A 16,566-nucleotide genomic window follows, 5' to 3' on the forward strand; every position below is an offset into this window, starting at 1 on the left:
CCGTGCAGGTCGTCGTCCTCGACGTGGATCGCCTTGTCGGCGCCCATCGACAGCGCCTTGCGCAGCGCGTCCTTGGCGTCCTCGGGACCCACGGTGACCACAGTGACTTCGGCATCGTCCGCCGCGTCGGCGATCTGCAGGGCCTGCTCGACCGCGTACTCGTCCAGCTCGGAGAGCAGACCGTCCACGTCGTCCCGGTCGACGGTCAGGTCATCGGCGAAGTGCCGGTCGCCGGTGGCGTCGGGCACGTACTTCACAGTGACAACGATCCTCAAACTCAAGGTCTTCTCCTGATTCGTGCGAGTGGGAAGGCATCAGCGTCCGCTGCGCCGCAGCCGTACGCGATACGAGTAGTGCTCGGGCAGGAAGTGACTGACGGCCAGCTCCACGAGCCGTCCGGCCGCCGACTGGTAGACCCGGTCGATACGCAGCAGCGCACGGCCCGGTTCGCACCCGAGGTGTCCGGCGATCCCGGCGTCGGCCGCCGCGACCGTGATGCTCTGCTCGGCCTCGGCGATCGGCTCGGGCAGCCGCTCGTCGAGCAGTCCGATGACGGTGGTGGCACCGGCGGTGCCGGGCTCGGCCAGTTCCGGGACCGACTCCAGCAGTCGGCCCACCTCCGGCGGCAGGAACACCGACGTGTGGCAGAACGCGGTGTCCTCGTGCAGCCGTAGGAAGGCGACCTGGTGCACCCGGTCGCTGTGCAGGCCCAGCCGTCCCGCCGCGCCGACGTCGACCCGTCGGTGCAGAGGTGCGACGACCTGCATGCGGGTGTCGATGGACAGACCCATCAGGTCGTCCACCGAGCCGAACTGACGCAGGTACTGCTCCTCGCGGGGGGTGGCGAAGGTGCCCCGGCCCGGCACCCGGTGCACCAGCCCTTCGGCGACGAGGTCCTGGAATGCCCGCCGTACGGTCTGGCGGCTGATCCCGAACCGGTCGGCCAGCTCGGCCTCGGTCGGCAGCCGCACCCCTTCCGGGAAGTCCTGGCGCAGGATCGCCGCCCGCAACTCCCGTGCCAGCCGCAGGTAGATGCTGTCCCGCTGGGTCTGCTCAGCCATCCAGACCACCCCGTGCCACCAACTGGGCCGCGATCACGTTGCGTTGGATCTCGTTGGTGCCCTCGCCGACGATCATCAGCGGCGCGTCCCGGAAGTACCGTTCGACATCGAACTCGGTCGAGTATCCGTAACCGCCGTGAATGCGGATGGCGTTGAGCGCGAGTTCCATCGCCGTCTCGGACGCGAACAGCTTGGCCATGCCGGCCTCCATGTCGACCCGGCGTCCGGCGTCGGCCTCCCGGGCCGCGTACAGCGTGAGTTGGCGGGCGGCCGTCAGCTTGGTCGCCATGTCGGCGAGGTAGTGGGCGATCGCCTGATGGCGCCAGATCGGCTTGCCGAAGCTCTCGCGCTCCTGGGCGTAGCGCAGCGAGTCCTCCAGAGCGGCCCGCCCCACTCCCAGGGCACGGGCGGCGACTTGGAGCCGTCCGGTCTCCAGCCCCTTCATCATCTGGGCGAAGCCGCGTCCCTCCGTGCCGCCCAACAGGGCGTCGACGGGGGCCCGGTAACCCTCGAAGCTCACCTCGCAGCTCTCCACGCCCTTGTAACCGAGCTTGGGCAGGTCACGGGAGACGACCAGGCCGGGGCCGTGATGGGCGAGCAGCACGGAGATGCCCTTGTGGCGCGGTTCGGCGGCCGGGTCGGTCTTGCAGAGGAGGGCGATCAGCCCGGAGCGGCGGGAGTTGGTGATCCAGGTCTTCACCCCGTCGACGACGTACTCGTCGCCCTCGCGGCGCGCGACGGTGGTGATCGACTGGAGATCGCTGCCACCACTCGGCTCGGTCAGCGCCATGGTGGCGCGGAGCTCTCCGGTGGCCATCCTCGGCAGACAGCGCCTCTTCTGCTCCTCGGTCCCGAAGTGGAGGAGCAGCTTGGCGACGACGGTGTGCCCGCCCATCGCCCCGGCCAGGCTCATCCAGCCGCGCGCGAGTTCCTCGGTGACCAGGACGAAGCAGGGCGTGGAGACGGGGTTGCCGCCGTCCTCCTCGGGGATGGCCAGGCCGTAGACGCCGAGTTCCTTCATCCTCTCGATGAGGTGCTCGGGGTAGGTGTCGCTGTGCTCCAGCTCCCGGACGACGGGCCGGACCTCCTTGTCGACGAACTCGCGCACGGTCCGTACGACGAGACGCTCGTCGTCGGAGAGGATGTCCAGGACGCTCATCGCTCGTGTCTCCTCCGGTCCAGTGCCTCAGACGACCGCGTCGGCACGCAGCGCCGCGATGTCGTCGCCGGTACGGCCGAGCTCCGTGAGGATCGCCTCGGTGTGCTCGCCCACCGCCGGGACCGGGTTCATACGTGCGGGCAGTCCCGCGAGGTCGGCCGGGGGCAGCAGCGCCTCCACCGTTGCCCCGCCGGGAACGGCGACCTCCTGCCAGCGGCCGCGGGCGGCCAGGACCGGGTGGTCGAGGAACGCGGCGACGTCATTCACCCCGGCGCAGGCGATCCCGATGTCCTCCAGGTCCTTCAGGACCTGCGCGGCCTCGGAGCGCGCGATCCGCTCGGCGACCACGGCGTTGAGTTCCTCGCGGTGGGCGACCCGGGCGGAGCCGGTGGCGAAGCGCGGATCCCCGGCCAGCTCGGGCCGTCGTAGGAAGTGCGTACAGAGGGCGAGCCACTCGCGTTCGTTCTGGATGGAGAAGAGCACGTCGTTGCCGTCGGCGGCCGTGAAGGCGCCGTACGGGGCGATGGTGGCGTGCTGGGTGCCCAGACGCGGCGGCTGGCTTCCGCCGTACCGCGTGTAATGGGCCGGCTGGCTCATCCACTCGGCCAGTGCCTCGAACAACGACACCTCCACCGGGTGGGCCCGGCCGGTGGTGGCCCGGGTGTACAGGGCGGTGAGGACGCCGCTGTAGGCGTACATCCCGGCCGCGATGTCGGCGACCGAGATCCCGACCCGCGCGGTCTCCTCGGCGGTCCCGGTCAGCGACACCAGGCCCGTCTGGCACTGGACGAGCAGGTCGTACGACTTGCGGTCCGCCCACGGCCCGTCGGTGCCGTATCCGGAGATCGTGCACGGGATCAGCCGCGGCCACCGCTCGGCGAGGACGTCCACGCCCAGGCCCAGCCGGTCGGCCGCGCCCGGAGCGAGGTTCTGTACGAACACGTCGGCGCCGTCGAGGAGTTGGTGCAGGATCTCGATTCCGCGCGGGTCCTTGAGGTCGAGGGTGAGCGACTCCTTGGACCGGTTGAGCCACACGAAGTAGCTCGAGTGGCCGTGCACCGTCGTGTCGTAGCGGCGGGCGAAGTCACCCTCGCCCGGCCGCTCCACCTTGATCACCCTGGCGCCGAGGTCGGCGAGCTGCCGGGTGGCGTAGGGCGCGGCCACGGCCTGCTCCAGGCTGACCACCGTGATCCCGGACAGGGGAAGCTGCGGCACGCTCATGGGCCTTTTGTACGGCCAAATCCAAGAGAGTGTCAACGGCCGCCGCAGCCCCACGACCTGTGCTCTTCACCACCTCGGGACTGTCGGCGAGATCACCCCCGCCACTTTGTACGGCCTTTCGGCCGTGGGCGCGGCTCAGCTCTGACGACCCGGATGGCACAGGACCATGACCGCGCGGGCGACGAGCTCACCCGCCCCGCCGAGCTCCTGGCGGTAGCGGTCCGTGATGTCCCGAACGGCCTCCACGAAACCGGGGTCGACGGCGCGGGCCCGGGCCGGGGCGGGGAGTTCCCGAGCCATCTCGCGTCGGCGCGCGAGCAGCGCGATGATCTCCTCGTCGAGACGCTCCAGCCGAGTGAGTGAGATGTCCTCGCCCGGGGCGGTGGCCTGGTTCGTCGTCACGCTGAATCTCCGTTCGTCGGCGCGAAACGCGGCGCTTTCCCTCACCGCTGGTCCTTCAACACCTTGCCCGTGGCGGTCCGCGGGAATTCCTCCGTGAACTCGACGGTCCTCGCATTCTTGAGCCCGGCGGTGCCCTTGCGCCGAGGCGCCGGCCGATGCCCTGCGCCTCGTCCGCCCAGCACCCCGCCGGAAGCCCAAGGCCGCGGACGACGATCTCGGCGTCTCGCGGCGGGTCGGTCGCGTTCAGATGTCGCTGGGCCGGCCGATGCCCTGCGCCTCGTGCTCCCGGCAGTCGGTGTCGCCCGGCACCCCGCCGGAAGCCCAAGGCCCCGACGATTCCGAAGGTGAGGTGCAGTGGGCCGCGGGACGAGGCGGTCGCCTTGATGGACGGCGTTCGCGTCAGGCCGGCACGCCGTGGGCCTCGAGGGCCCGTACGAGGGGGGCGAGTTCGGGGTTGGTGGCTGCCTGGTCGAGGGCTTCGCGGAGGGCCTTCTCGTTGGTGGGGCGGGCTTGTTCGAGGAGGGTGCGGCCGGCGTCGGTGACATCGGTGTAGATGCCTCGGCGGTCGGTGGGGCAGAGGTAGCGGGAGAGCAGGCCGCGGTCCTCGAGGCGGGTGACCAGGCGGGTGGTGGCGCTCTGGCTGAGGACGACGGCGTCGGCGACCTGCTTCATCTGCAGATGCCCGCCCTCGCCGTCGTGCTGGCGGCCCAGGACGTCGAGCAGGGAGTACTCACGCACACTGAGGTCGTGTCCGGCCTGCAGGGCGCGCTCGATGTGGGCCTCGATCCGTCCGTGCAGCAGCGACAGCGCGCACCAGCCCTGGGCGAGGGCGGTCAGTGCGGGGTCTGTGGCGGTCATGGGGCCTGCTTCCTCCGTCCGATACGGATCCGTCCCGATACGGATACGCCCAGGATATTGCATCGCCGAAACTTCCAGCGTCTGCTTCTATAGTGCGCGCGCAAGCAACCGGCCCGCACCCGCAGAGAGCGACTCCGATGACGACCCGGCCCTCCACCACGACCCTCTGGCGCCCGACCGGCCCCAAGGAGCTGGACCTGGTCCGGGAACTCGACTGGCGTGCCTGGCCGCCGAGGCTGCCCGAGCAGCCGATCTTCTACCCGGTCCTCAACGAGGACTACGCGATCAGGATCGCCAGGGACTGGAACGTCAAGCATGACGGCGCCGGCTTCGTGACCCGCTTCGATGTCGAGTCGGATTTCCTGAGCCGCTATCCCGTCCAGCAGGCGGGTGGCCGCACGATCCTCGAACTGTGGGTCCCGGCCGAGGAGCTCCACGAGTTCAACGCGCACATCGTCGGCGTGATCGAGGTCGTGCACGAGTTCCGCTGACCCCTGAGTTCCCGCTACGACCGTGCCAAGTGCCGCATCGTCAGGGCCAGTTGCAGCCGCAGTCGCCCCTGAGGTGTGCGCAACGGCCAGCCCAGCAGCTGCTCCGCGTGGGACAGCCGGTCCTGGAGCGTGGAGTGGTGGACGTTGATCTCGGCGGCAGCCGCACGCAGGCTCGCCGTCGACACCACGGCGTGCAGCGTGCCGAGCAGCCAGGGCGTGGCCGCCCCCGCCGCCTCCAGCGCCTGGACGTCGGGCGGCGGCTCGGAACCCGGCGCGACGAGGCCGGCCAGGAGCGCGACGCCGCCCAGTTCGTCGGCGTACACGATCTTCGGTCCAGGATCCTGAGCCGTACCCTCCGCGGTGAACCGCAGCGCGGTACGGGCATCAGCCCAGGACCGCGGCAGATCGAGCACCGGTACGGCGGGCCCCACCCCGACCCGCCCCGCGGGCAGTACGGCGTCCGCCCGCCCGGCCACGATCCGGGGCCGCCCGTCGAACGGGGCCAGCGCACGCGCGGACGCCGTGATCTCCAGTCCGAGCCCACGCGTGGCGTGCAACCGGGCGGCCTCCGGGGCCGAGGCATCCAGCGCGGTCTCGACCAGCGCCGGATCATCGACGGGCGCGCGTCCCCGCGTACGGTCCAGCACCAGCCGTACGGCCCCCGCGGCCCGTTCCAGGATCACCGCGTCGACCACACTGGGCGCCGCCTCGGTCCGCTCCAGCCACAGAGCGGCGGTCCCACCGGGGGCGAGCGCGGTCGTGGGCCAGCCGGGATCCGGCGGCGCACCGGAGTCCCGGCGCGTCCCGTCGGCCTCGACGCGAACCTGCACCCGCCGCTCGGCATCGACCAGCCGGGCAGGCACCCCGGCCAGTACGGCGGCCCCGCGAACCAACGCCTCCAGCCCCGCGCGAGCCTCGGACAGCCGATCGAAGTAGGCGATGACCCGGACGGCGGCACCGGCATCCGGATCCAGCGCGGTGAGGCGCCCGGCCAGCTCTTTCATACGCCCATGGTGCGCCATGGGGCACGCCGAGCGCCCCCATGGGACGCGCGACTGTGACATGGCTGGTCGCGCGCCCCCGTGGCGGAGTCACACGTCCCCCGTGGCGGAGTCACACGTCCCCCTGGGTGGAGCCGCACTGCAGCCGCCCGATGGCCGCGCGAGGAGCTTCCTTCCGCGCCTCCGCCCGCATCAGCCCTAACTGCCCAGCAACCTCCGCAGCCATCCCACATGCGCCGCCCGCGCCGCCTGGGACAACGCCGCCTGGGGAGCGAACCCGTCGAACCCGTGGAAGCCTCCAGGCCACACATGCAGCTCCGCCACCCCGCCCGCCTGCCAGATCCGCGAGGCGTACGCGACGACCTCGTCCCGGAACGTCTCCGCCGACCCCACGTCGAGGAAGGCCGGCGGCAGTCCCGACAGGTCCTCGGCCCGGGCCGGCGCCGCGTACGCCGGAACGTCGGGACCGCCCCGCAGTTCACCCAGCAGCGCCGTCCAGCCCGTCTCGTTGGCCGTCCGGTCCCAGACACCCAGCCCCGCCATCTGGTACGTCGACGGACTGTCATTGCGGTCGTCCAGCATCGGGCACATCAGCAGCTGCCCCATCGGCCGCGGCCCCTTGCGGTCCCGGGTGAGCAGCGCCAGCGCCGCCGACAACCCGCCACCCGCGCTCGCACCGGCGATCACGATCCGCTCGGGATCGCCGCCCAGCTCCTCGGCGTGCTCGGAGGTCCACACGAGCCCGGCGTAGACGTCCTCGACCGGCGCCGGATGCGGATGTTCGGGCGCCAGCCGGTACTCCACCGACACCACCACCGCGTCCAGTTCCTTCGCCCAGGCCAGCGGACCGTCCACCCCGACCCGGTTGTTGCCGAGGATCATGCCGCCGCCGTGGACGTGGTAGATCACCGGACGCCCGGTGCCCGCCGGCACCGGACCGGCGGGACGGCAGATCAGCAGCGAGATCTCGGGGGCGCCCTCAGGTCCCGGCACCGACCGGTCCTCCACCTCGAAGAACCCGTCCAGCGTCAGGTCCAGGTCGGCCAGCATCTCGATGCCCGCTCCCTGGCGCACGACGTCGATCTCGTCCACGGTGAGACCGGGCGAGATCACGTCCTTGATCAGATCCAGGGCGGCACTGAGCTCGGGGTCGAACGGGGGCGGCACATGGGTCATGGCTTCTCCTCACGCGGGGCGCGGCGGCTCGTGGCGTCATGATCGGGGCAACAGCGTCCGTTCCGGACGCCGCCGTACGGCGGAACCTGCCCGCCGTACGGCGGGTGGTGAGCGGCGAGATTCCGCCATGTTCCCGCGTGACCTGCGGCTCCTTGTCATCGCGTGACCTGTTGTTCACCTGTTGTAGGTGGAAGGAATCCGCGGTGGTGACAACGCTGTCGATGCCCCCCACGCATCAGGAGAACCAGTGAACGTCTCTCTCACCGTCTGGTTGCTGACCATCGTCGCCCTGTGCGTCCTGGTCGGCGCCGACTTCTTCATCGGCCGCAAACCCCACGACGTGTCGGTCAAGGAGGCCGGCGTCTGGACCGTCGTCTGGGTCGTGCTGGCATGTCTCTTCGGACTCGGGCTGCTCCTCTTCGGCGGCGGGAAACCCACGGGCGAGTTCTTCGCCGGATACGTCACCGAGAAATCCCTGAGCGTCGACAACCTCTTCGTGTTCGTCCTGATCATGGGGAAGTTCGCGGTGCCCTCGCAGTACCAGCAGCGAGTGCTGATGGTCGGCGTCGTGATGGCGCTCGTGCTGCGCGCCGGGTTCATCGCGGCCGGAGCGGCGATCATCTCCGCGTTCTCCTGGGTGTTCTACCTCTTCGGCGCCTTCCTGATCTGGACCGCCTGGAAGCTCGTCCAGGACGCCCGCAAGGACGGACACGACGAGGAGTACGAGGAGAACAAGCTGCTGAAGATGGTGGAGAAGCGTTTCGGCGTGGCGGACCGCTACCACGGCACCAAGCTGTGGATCGAGGAGAACGGCAAGCGGGTCATGACCCCGATGCTGGTCGTGATGCTCGCCATCGGCTCCACCGACGTGCTGTTCGCCCTGGACTCCATCCCCGCCATCTACGGGCTCACCCAGGACCCGTACATCGTCTTCACCGCCAACGCGTTCGCCCTGATGGGGCTGCGCCAGCTGTACTTCCTCATCGGCGGCCTGCTGAAGAAGCTGGTCCACCTCAGCTACGGCCTGTCGATCATCCTGGGCTTCATCGGCGTCAAACTCGTCCTGCACGCCCTGCACGAGTCCGGCGTCCACGTCCCCGAGATCGGCATCCCCTTCTCCCTCGGCTTCATCGTCCTCGTCCTGACGATCACCACACTGACGAGCCTGCGGGCCGCGAAGAAGCAGGGGGAGACGGAGGCGGCACGGGTGGCGTGAGAGGCGCGGTGGCCGGAGCATGCATGCGCACGTCACCCCTTGACTTCGAGAGTGCTTCAAGTTCTACCGTCGGGCTGGTCGGCAAAAGTCCCGTGAACGGAGACGGACATGCGTGTGGGCGTGCACATCAACCGGTTCGACCACCCCGCGGGCGCGCCCGCTCTCGGTGCCGAGCTCGCCGCCGCGGGTGCCGCGGCGGAGGCGGCCGGGGTGAGCTGGCTGTCGGTGATGGACCACTACTTCCAGATGGAGTTCAACGGCGGCGCCGAGGACCCCATGCTGGAGGCCTACACGACCCTGAGCTTCCTCGCGGCCCACACCGAGACGGTCCGGCTCGGCGCGCTCGTGACCGGAGTGACGTACCGCCACCCCGGACTGCTCGCCAAGATCGCGACCACGCTCGACGTGCTCTCCGGCGGCCGGGCCACCCTCGGCATCGGAGCCGCCTGGTACGACCGGGAGCACGAAGGGCTCGGCGTGCCGTTCCCGCCCCTCGCGGAGCGCTTCGAACGGCTGGAGGAGACCCTGCGGATCTGTCTGCAGATGTGGGACCCGGCGGCGAACGGCCCCTTCGAAGGCACCCACTACCGGCTCGCCGAGACCCTGTGCGTACCGGCCCCGGTCAGCCGCCCGCACCCCGAGATCATGATCGGCGGCGGCGGCGAGAAGAAGACCCTGCTCCTGGTCGCCCGCTACGGCGACGCCTGCAACCTCTTCGCCACCTCCCCGGAGGAGGTCACACACAAGCTCGACGTACTGCGCGGCCACTGCGACACCGAGGGCCGGGACTACGACGAGATCCGCAAGACCATCGCCTACACGGGCGAACCGGCCACCGAGGGCGACCTGGAGGCTTTCACCCGGGACATCACCGGCTACGGCAAGCTCGGCATCGACACCGTCATCCTCGCCCCGCGCATCGGCGCCCCCGCGGCGTGGATCGAACACTTCGTCGCACCGGCCGTGGAGCGGCTCGCGGAACTGGACTAGAGCCTGGCCGGCGGATCAGGCCGACTTCAGTCAACGGGTGCCTGATCGGTCCAGGTGAGCGGGTTAGAGGGCCCCGCTCGACAGAAACCGAGTGTGGGGGAGCGCGCATCTGCAAGGCGAGGGTGAGCCGGCGCGGGGCGATGGGGCCGCCCCTCCGGCGCGAGCGAAGTCGAGAGCGGAAGAGAGTGACGACAGCGCGGCTGGGGCCCCCTCCGGGGCAGTGCGTGCCAGGCCCGCGATGTCGGCATGATCCGCCGGACCGGCCGTGGGCCTGTTGCGAAAGTGGCCTCTGCCGCGCGAGGCCCGGCACGCTCCCCCACTGCCCTAGGCGTGGGAGGTACCCCCACTCGCCGCACCGCCCGAAAGCCCGAGTACGCCCCGTACGAGGGCTTCCGTGCGGCACTTCCCCCAGCCTTCGGCCGGTGGGACCCCCAGAGCACGTACCGGACGCCGCGCGGCCGCCCTCCGGGCGACGAGGCCACTTTCGCAACAGGCCCTAACCGGCCCGCGCGGCGGAGGGCCTGCTGCGGGAGACGACGCGGGTTCCGCAGCCGTCGGTCACGCGGACCTGCAGCGAGCCGCACGCGCAGCGGGTCCACACCGTCCCGCCCGTCGCCGTGCCGTGCCGGGACACCACCTGGAAGGGCTCGGCGCCGTCCGGCCAGCCGCAGTGGGGGCAGACGGCGCGGATCGTGCTGGTCATGGTGACTCCTCGTACCTCGTGGCTGTTACGGCCGTCGCGACACAGCCCAGAGTGCAGCGGAGTCTTCGTTCACGTCCAGGTTGACTTCCTGGACCCAACCTTGAAGCGTGGGCTTCATGATTGACCTCCGCCGGCTCCACGTCCTGAGGGCGGTCGCCCACTACGGCACGGTCACCGCGGCCGCCCGCGCCCTGCACTTCACCCCGTCAGCCGCCTCCCAGCAGATCCGCCAACTCGCCCGCGACCTGGGCGTCGACCTCCTCGAACCCCAGGGCCGCGGAATCCGTCTCACCCCGGCCGCCGAGAGCCTGCTCGCGCACGCCGACGCCATCCAGGCCCGCTGGGACCAGGCCGAACTCGATCTGCGCGCCGACCACAGCGAGCCCGCCGGACCGCTCAGGGTGAGCGGTTTCCCGGTGGCCGTGTCCGTGCTGCTCGCCCCGATGGCGGTCCGGCTGCGCGAGCGGCATCCCCGGCTGACCGTCGGCATCCAGGAGTTGGGCGTGACGGAGAGCTTCGACCTGCTCTTCGAGGGGGAGATCGACCTGGCGGTCGTGGAGGCGACCCCGTACAACCCACCCATGAGTGACGTCCGCTACGACCAACAGCCCTTGCTGGACGACCCGTTCGACCTGGTCGTCCCCGCGGACCATCCCCTCGCCGGACGCGAGCGCGCCGACCTCGCGGACGCGGCGCACGAGGACTGGATCGCACCGGTCCCCGACAGCCCCTGCCGCCCCCATGTGCTCTCGGCCTGCGGCGCGGCCGGCTTCACGCCGAGCGTGGTCCACCACGCCCTGGACTGGAACGTCACGGCGCACCTGGTGGCCCATCGCCTGGGCGTCGCCCTGATCCCCCGCCTGGCCCACCTGACCCCCCACCTGCCGATCACACGGGTGCGCTGCGAAGGCAACCCCCACCGAAAGCTCCTCACCTGCACCCGCGGCGGAGCACACGAACGCCCGGCGATCACGGCAGCGCTGAGAGTTCTCCGGGATCTGGCTCCTACGGCAGTAGCTTGATGCGGCGCGCCCCCGAAGGGGCGCGGGGCTGGGTCGATATGCGGCTCCGCCGCGTGGGCGCGACCAGCCCCCACCGGCCCGCGGCCAACGAACAAGCGGGGCCGGAGTACCAAGACTCCAGCCCCTCAAGAAACGCCGCTCTGCTGCCGCAGGCGTCAGGCCGCGGCGACCTCACCCGCGTTGCTGTGCAGCTGCGCGACGACCTCGGCCAGCTGCGCGGCGACCTCGGCGTCGTCGGCCGGGTGCGTCTCGGCGAAGCGCACCAGCGAACCCGGGATGGACAGCTTGACGTCCTCGAGCACCTTGCCGCCGGCGATACCCACGGACTTGCGGGTCTCGTCCTGCGCCCACACGCCGCCGAACTGACCGTAGGCGGTACCGACCACGGCGACCGGCTTGCCGCCGAAGGCGCCGGCGCCGAAGGGACGCGACAGCCAGTCGATGGCGTTCTTCAGCACGGCCGGGATGGTGCCGTTGTACTCGGGGGAGAAGAACAGGAACGCGTCGGCGGCCTGTGCGGCCTCACGCAACTTGGCGGCGGCCGCGGGGACGTCGCCCTCCACGTCGATGTCCTCGTTGTAGAAGGGGATCTCGCCGAGGCCCTCGAAGAGCACGACCTCCGCGCCCTCGGGGGCGTGCTTGACGGCCGCCTCGGCGAGCTGGCGGTTGGTCGAACCGGCGCGAAGGCTTCCGACGAGCGCGAGAATGCGAACAGACATGCGAACTCCAAGGGAGGGTGAAACATTGCCGTTACGATGCGGACCGAGGTCCGGTTATTAGTTGTACCCCTTTAACCGGACCCTGGTCCAGTTTTCTTCCCGCTGCTTTACGCTTATTTCATGTCCGCCGTCCTGCCGCCCCTGCCACCGCTGCCGACTCCACCTGATCGCACTGAGCCCGAGCTGCTCCAGCTGGGCCTCCCCGAGGACGAGCCCTGCCTGCGTGCCGACGCCGCGCGCAACCGGGCCCGGCTCCTGGAGGCGGCCACCCGCCTGGTCGCGGAGCACGGGGCGGCCGGGGTCACGATGGAGGCCGTCGCCGCGGCCGCGTCGGTCGGCAAAGGCACCGTCTTCCGCCGTTTCGGCGACCGCACCGGCCTGCTGACGGCACTGCTCGACCACTCCGAGCGCAACTTCCAGGCGGCCTTCCTCAGCGGCCCCGCCCCGCTCGGACCCGGCGCACCGCCCGTCGACCGGCTGCGCGCCTTCGGCCACGCCCTCCTGCGGCGGTCCGGCGACGAGATGGACCTGATGCTGGCCGCCGAGCCGAGCCCGGAGCGCCGCTTCACCCCCGCCCCGCGCCGGGTGCACCACAGCCATGTGACCCTGCTGCTGCGCCAGGCACGCCCGGAAGCGGACTGCGAACTGCTCGCCCAGGCCCTGATGGGCTACCTCGATCCCGCCACCATCCATCACCTCACCCGCAGGTGCGCCATGCCGCTGGAGCGCCTGGAGAAGGGCTGGGACGACCTCGTCGCCCGGCTCACCTGCACCGATCCGCCGCGGTGAGGTCGGGCCGCCCCCGGTCCGGTACACCGTCACAGCTTCTGCAAAGATGACGACCGTCATGGTGCAGATACCGAAAACGCCCGCGCCCGTTTCCCCGGCGACGCGCTCGGTTCCCACGAGCGCCGATGTGGCCCGCCTGGCCGGCGTCTCCCGAGCGACCGTCTCCTACGTCCTCAACAACACCAGCGCCGTCCGGATCAGCGAGCCCACGCGCCGCCGCGTCCACCAGGCCGCGAAGGAACTCGGGTACGTGCCGCACGCGGCCGCCCGGAGCCTGCGCGCCGGCCACAGCCGGATGGTCCTGATGCCCGCCCCGTCCATCCCGGTGGGCCCGCTCTACAGCCAGTTCATCAGTGAACTCCAGTGGGCCCTGGGCCGGTTGGACTACACCGTCGTGCAGTACGGCAGTGTCGGCCTGCAGGGCGACGAGGCCGCCCGCGCCTGGGCCGAGCTGCGCCCGGTGGCGGTCCTGGTGCCCGGCGCGGGACTCGGCCCGCAGGGCGTGGCCCTGCTCCGGCGCTCCGGTGCCCGGGCGGTGGTCACCCTCGGTCCCGAGGCGGTCGAGGGGGCCCACGCCCTCCTCATGGACCACGCGGGCGTCGGCCACAGTGCCGCCGGCCACCTGTACGCCCGCGGCCGGCGCCGCATCGGTGTGGTGGTGCCCGAGGAGTCCGGCCTGGAGGCCTTCTCGCTGCCCCGCCTGGCAGGTGTGCGCAGGGCCCTGCACGGCACCGACGCCACGCTGACCGAACTGCCCCTCGCCTACGAGGAGCAGGCCGCGGCCAAGCTCGCCGTCCGCTGGCGGGACCTCGGCCTCGACGCCGTGTTTGCGTACAACGACGAGTACGCGATGCTGTTAATGCGTGCCCTCCAGGACGAGGGCATCCGCATCCCGGAGGACACCGCGATGATCGGCGCCGACGACCTGCTCCTCGGCCGGCTGCTGCGGCCCCGGCTGAGCACGGTCCATCTCGAGCTGCCGTCCGGCCGCGACCTCGCCGAACTGGTCGACCGCGCGGTGCGCGAACCGGGCGCCGCGACCGAGACGCACACGGTGCTGGGTGCCACGGTGGTGCACCGCGACTCCAGCTGACGCAGGGAGGCCTGCCCATGCGCACCACGGTCGGGATCATCGGTGGCGGCCCCGCCGGACTGCTCCTCGCCCGCATGCTGCATCGCGCGGGGATCGACTGTGTGGTGCTGGAGAGCAGGACGCGGGAGTACGTCGAGCACCGTCAGCGTGCCGGGATGCTGGAGCAGGGCACGGTCGACGCCCTGCGCGCGTGCGGCGCCGCCGGGCGTCTGGAGACCGAGGGGCTGGTCCACCAGGGCATCGAGCTGCGGTTCGCGGGGGAGCGGCACCACATCGACTTCCCCGTCCTCACCGGTGGCCGTACGGTCACGATCTACGCCCAGACCGAGATCGTGAAGGATCTCGTGGCGCTCCAACTGGCCGAGGGGCCACCGCTGTTGTTCGAGGCGGAGGCGCTGGCGGTCGAGAAGCCGGAGAGCGACACCCCCGTCGTGCGGTTCCTGCACGAGGGCCGCGAACAGACGCTGACCTGCGACTGGATCGCGGGCTGCGACGGCTTCCACGGCATCTCCCGGGAGGCCTTCCCGGCGGCGACGAGCCGGACGTACGCGCACGACTACCCGTATTCCTGGCTCGGGATCCTCGCCGATGTCCCGCCGTCCTGCGAGGAGTTGATCTACGCCCGGGGCGAGCGCGGCTTCGCCCTGCACAGCATGCGCTCGCCCGCCGTCTCCCGGCTCTACCTCCAGGTCCCGAACGGTACCGATCCCGACGACTGGCCCGACGAGCGGATCTGGGACGAGCTCGCCGCCCGCTTCGCGATCGACGCGGACTGGGCCCTGGAACGCGGACCGATCACCGCCAAGTCGGTGACGTCCATGCGCAGTTACGTCCACGAACCGATGCGGCACGGCCGTCTCCTGCTGGCCGGCGACGCCGCGCACATCGTGCCGCCGACCGGGGCCAAGGGCCTCAACCTCGCCGTGTCCGACGTATCCGTACTCGCCCGGGCCCTGACCGAAGCGCACCGCACGGGATCGACACAACTGATCGATGAATATTCGACATTGTGTCTTTCTCGTGTGTGGCAGGCCACGCGGTTCTCGTACGACATGACTAGGATGTTGCACGCTCAACCAAATGGGGATGCGTTCGAGAGCCGGATGCAGCTCGCACGGCTGCGCCGCATCACCGCATCCCGCCACGCGGCCGCCGAACTGGCCGCCAACTACACGGGGCTACCGCTCCCCGTGTGAGTCCCACCGGTGATCGAACGGAGAGCCGTCATGTCATTGCTCGACCCCAAGAGCTGGCAGCCCCACCCCCTGTCGGGACCTGAGTACGCCGTCACCGAGCCCGCCACCGGCGACACGCTCGCCACCGTCACCCTCGCCGGCGCCGAGGATGTGGAGCGCTCCGCGGCGGCCGCCCGCGCCGCCCAGACCGAATGGGCCCGGCTCCCGCACTTCGTGCGGGCCGGGGTGCTGCGCAAGGCCGGTGATCTGTTCTCCGCCCACGCCGACGAACTGCGCGAGTGGCTCGTCCGCGAGTCCGGGTCCATCCCCGGCAAAGCCGACTTCGAACTGCACGTGGCCGCCCAGGAGTGCTACGAGGCCGCCGCCCTCGCCTCCCGCCCGGCGGGCCAGGTCCTGCCCAGCGAGGCACCCCGCCTGTCCTACACGCGCCGGGTCCCGGTCGGCGTCGTGGGCGTGATCGCGCCCTTCAACGCCCCGCTGATCCTCTCGATCCGCTCCGTCGCCCCGGCCCTGGCGCTGGGGAACGCGGTGATCCTGAAGCCGGACCCGCGCACCGCGGTCTGCGGCGGCCTCTCGCTCGCCGCCGTCCTCGCCGAGGCCGGGCTGCCCGAGGGGCTGTTCCATGTCCTGCCCGGCGGACCCGATGTCGGCCAGGCCCTGGTCGCCGACCCGCGCGTCCCCGTCATCTCCTTCACCGGATCGACCGCGGCGGGCCGCGCGGTGGGCGAGGCGGCGGGACGACACCTCAAGCGCGCCCATCTGGAACTCGGCGGCAACTCCGCGCTGATCGTCCTGGAGGACGCCGACATCGAGGCCGTCATCTCCACGGCGGCCTGGGGATCCTTCTTCCACCAGGGCCAGATCTGCATGACGACCGGCCGCCACCTCGTCCACGACTCGCTGTACGAGGAGTACGTCGAGCGCCTGGCCGCCAAGGCCGACTCCCTCGCCGTCGGCGACCCCAACCGGGAACAGGTCCACCTGGGCCCGATCATCGACGACAACCAACTCGCCAAGATACGCGGACTGGTCGAGGCCAGCACCGCCCAGGGCGCCAAGCTGGCCGCCGGTGGCACGCACGAGAAGCTCTTCTACCGCCCGACGGTCCTCGCGGGCCTCGACGACAGCACGCCCGCCTACGTGGAGGAGGTGTTCGGCCCTGTCGCACCCGTACGGTCCTTCAGTACGGTCGACGAGGCCGCCGCCCTGGCCGCCGCGGGGCCGTACGGCCTCTCGCTCGGCATCGTCACCGGGGACGCGGCCCGCGGTCTCGACCTGGCGGAGCGGATCCCCACCGGCATCGTGCACATCAACGACCAGACCGTGAACGACGAGGCGGTCGCGCCCTTCGGCGGTATCGCCGCGTCCGGTACCGGCGCCCGCTTCGGCGGTGAGGCCAATGTGGAGGCCTTCACCGACGTGCGCTGGACGACGGTACGCGCGGACGTGGCGACGTACCCCTTCTGACC

General features: G+C 71.0%; 18 protein-coding genes. 8 read left to right on the forward strand and 10 right to left on the reverse strand.

From position 1 onward, the window contains the following. From ACIBJB_RS09900 to ACIBJB_RS09925, 6 genes are all read right to left on the reverse strand, one after another. Nucleotides 1–281, reverse strand: a 281-nt coding sequence (locus ACIBJB_RS09900; RefSeq protein WP_398928464.1) for an electron transfer flavoprotein subunit beta/FixA family protein, incomplete at its 3' end; no start/stop codon positions are given. A gap of 33 nt (nucleotides 282–314) precedes the next feature. Beyond that, the gene (locus ACIBJB_RS09905; protein WP_398928468.1) at nucleotides 315–1,061 is read right to left on the reverse strand and encodes a GntR family transcriptional regulator; all 747 of its coding nucleotides are present in this window, start codon (nucleotides 1,059–1,061) and stop codon (nucleotides 315–317) included. Next, entirely contained in the window at nucleotides 1,054–2,220 is a 1,167-nt protein-coding gene (locus ACIBJB_RS09910; protein ID WP_398928470.1) for an acyl-CoA dehydrogenase family protein, read from the reverse strand. The genes ACIBJB_RS09905 and ACIBJB_RS09910 overlap by 8 nt, the downstream gene beginning before the upstream one ends. 27 nt (nucleotides 2,221–2,247) lie before the next feature. Next, the gene (locus ACIBJB_RS09915; protein ID WP_398928473.1) at nucleotides 2,248–3,441 is read right to left on the reverse strand and encodes a CaiB/BaiF CoA transferase family protein; all 1,194 of its coding nucleotides are present in this window, start codon (nucleotides 3,439–3,441) and stop codon (nucleotides 2,248–2,250) included. Between the two features lie 135 nt (nucleotides 3,442–3,576). After that, complete coding sequence (locus tag ACIBJB_RS09920; protein ID WP_392664393.1) at nucleotides 3,577–3,843, reverse strand: hypothetical protein; 267 nt, start codon at nucleotides 3,841–3,843, stop codon at nucleotides 3,577–3,579. 399 nt (nucleotides 3,844–4,242) lie between these two features. Further along, on the reverse strand, nucleotides 4,243–4,701 hold the full coding sequence (locus ACIBJB_RS09925) for a MarR family winged helix-turn-helix transcriptional regulator (protein WP_266511678.1): 459 nt from the start codon (nucleotides 4,699–4,701) through the stop codon (nucleotides 4,243–4,245). Nucleotides 4,702–4,838: 137 nt separating this feature from the next. On the opposite strand from ACIBJB_RS09925, the gene ACIBJB_RS09930 reads away from it, so the two are divergent. Further along, complete coding sequence (locus ACIBJB_RS09930) at nucleotides 4,839–5,192, forward strand: hypothetical protein (RefSeq protein WP_398928476.1); 354 nt, start codon at nucleotides 4,839–4,841, stop codon at nucleotides 5,190–5,192. Nucleotides 5,193–5,206: 14 nt separating this feature from the next. Here ACIBJB_RS09930 and ACIBJB_RS09935 read toward each other — a convergent pair whose 3' ends face one another. Then, on the reverse strand, nucleotides 5,207–6,196 hold the full coding sequence (locus ACIBJB_RS09935; protein WP_398928479.1) for a helix-turn-helix domain-containing protein: 990 nt from the start codon (nucleotides 6,194–6,196) through the stop codon (nucleotides 5,207–5,209). A gap of 195 nt (nucleotides 6,197–6,391) precedes the next feature. Next, nucleotides 6,392–7,369: an alpha/beta hydrolase gene (locus ACIBJB_RS09940; RefSeq protein WP_398928481.1), complete on the reverse strand. Its 978-nt coding sequence runs from the start codon at nucleotides 7,367–7,369 to the stop codon at nucleotides 6,392–6,394. Between the two features lie 247 nt (nucleotides 7,370–7,616). Between ACIBJB_RS09940 and ACIBJB_RS09945 the strand changes: the two genes are divergently transcribed. Next, nucleotides 7,617–8,585 (forward strand): TerC family protein, encoded by a 969-nt coding sequence (locus tag ACIBJB_RS09945; RefSeq protein WP_398928484.1) that lies wholly within the window; start codon nucleotides 7,617–7,619, stop codon nucleotides 8,583–8,585. A gap of 108 nt (nucleotides 8,586–8,693) precedes the next feature. Next, complete coding sequence (locus ACIBJB_RS09950) at nucleotides 8,694–9,575, forward strand: LLM class F420-dependent oxidoreductase (RefSeq protein WP_398928486.1); 882 nt, start codon at nucleotides 8,694–8,696, stop codon at nucleotides 9,573–9,575. A 496-nt stretch (nucleotides 9,576–10,071) separates the two neighbouring features. On the opposite strand, the gene ACIBJB_RS09955 is transcribed toward ACIBJB_RS09950, so the two are convergent. Next, entirely contained in the window at nucleotides 10,072–10,278 is a 207-nt protein-coding gene (locus tag ACIBJB_RS09955; RefSeq protein WP_057618090.1) for a hypothetical protein, read from the reverse strand. A 116-nt stretch (nucleotides 10,279–10,394) separates the two neighbouring features. Here ACIBJB_RS09955 and ACIBJB_RS09960 point away from each other — a divergent pair, with 116 nt between their 5' ends. Next, nucleotides 10,395–11,300, forward strand: a complete 906-nt coding sequence (locus tag ACIBJB_RS09960) for a LysR family transcriptional regulator (protein WP_398928488.1) — start codon at nucleotides 10,395–10,397, stop codon at nucleotides 11,298–11,300. A 155-nt stretch (nucleotides 11,301–11,455) separates the two neighbouring features. Here the strand turns inward: ACIBJB_RS09960 and ACIBJB_RS09965 are convergent, their stop codons facing one another. Beyond that, nucleotides 11,456–12,019, reverse strand: coding sequence for an NAD(P)H-dependent oxidoreductase (locus ACIBJB_RS09965; protein WP_398928491.1), 564 nt, complete (start codon nucleotides 12,017–12,019; stop codon nucleotides 11,456–11,458). A gap of 120 nt (nucleotides 12,020–12,139) precedes the next feature. Here ACIBJB_RS09965 and ACIBJB_RS09970 point away from each other — a divergent pair, with 120 nt between their 5' ends. Genes ACIBJB_RS09970 through ACIBJB_RS09985 form a run of 4 tightly spaced genes read left to right on the forward strand, consistent with a single transcriptional unit; the run spans nucleotide 12,140 to nucleotide 16,564 of the window. Further along, on the forward strand, nucleotides 12,140–12,808 hold the full coding sequence (locus tag ACIBJB_RS09970) for a TetR/AcrR family transcriptional regulator (RefSeq protein WP_398928493.1): 669 nt from the start codon (nucleotides 12,140–12,142) through the stop codon (nucleotides 12,806–12,808). 58 nt (nucleotides 12,809–12,866) lie between these two features. Continuing rightward, complete coding sequence (locus tag ACIBJB_RS09975) at nucleotides 12,867–13,901, forward strand: LacI family DNA-binding transcriptional regulator (RefSeq protein ID WP_398928495.1); 1,035 nt, start codon at nucleotides 12,867–12,869, stop codon at nucleotides 13,899–13,901. Between the two features lie 17 nt (nucleotides 13,902–13,918). Continuing rightward, on the forward strand, nucleotides 13,919–15,097 hold the full coding sequence (locus ACIBJB_RS09980) for a 4-hydroxybenzoate 3-monooxygenase (RefSeq protein WP_398928498.1): 1,179 nt from the start codon (nucleotides 13,919–13,921) through the stop codon (nucleotides 15,095–15,097). 30 nt (nucleotides 15,098–15,127) lie between these two features. Further along, on the forward strand, nucleotides 15,128–16,564 hold the full coding sequence (locus ACIBJB_RS09985) for a benzaldehyde dehydrogenase (protein ID WP_398928500.1): 1,437 nt from the start codon (nucleotides 15,128–15,130) through the stop codon (nucleotides 16,562–16,564). Nucleotides 16,565–16,566 lie beyond the last annotated feature (2 nt).

This window comes from Streptomyces sp. NPDC050759, from assembly GCF_044456945.1.
Taxonomy (GTDB): Bacteria; Actinomycetota; Actinomycetes; order Streptomycetales; family Streptomycetaceae; genus Streptomyces.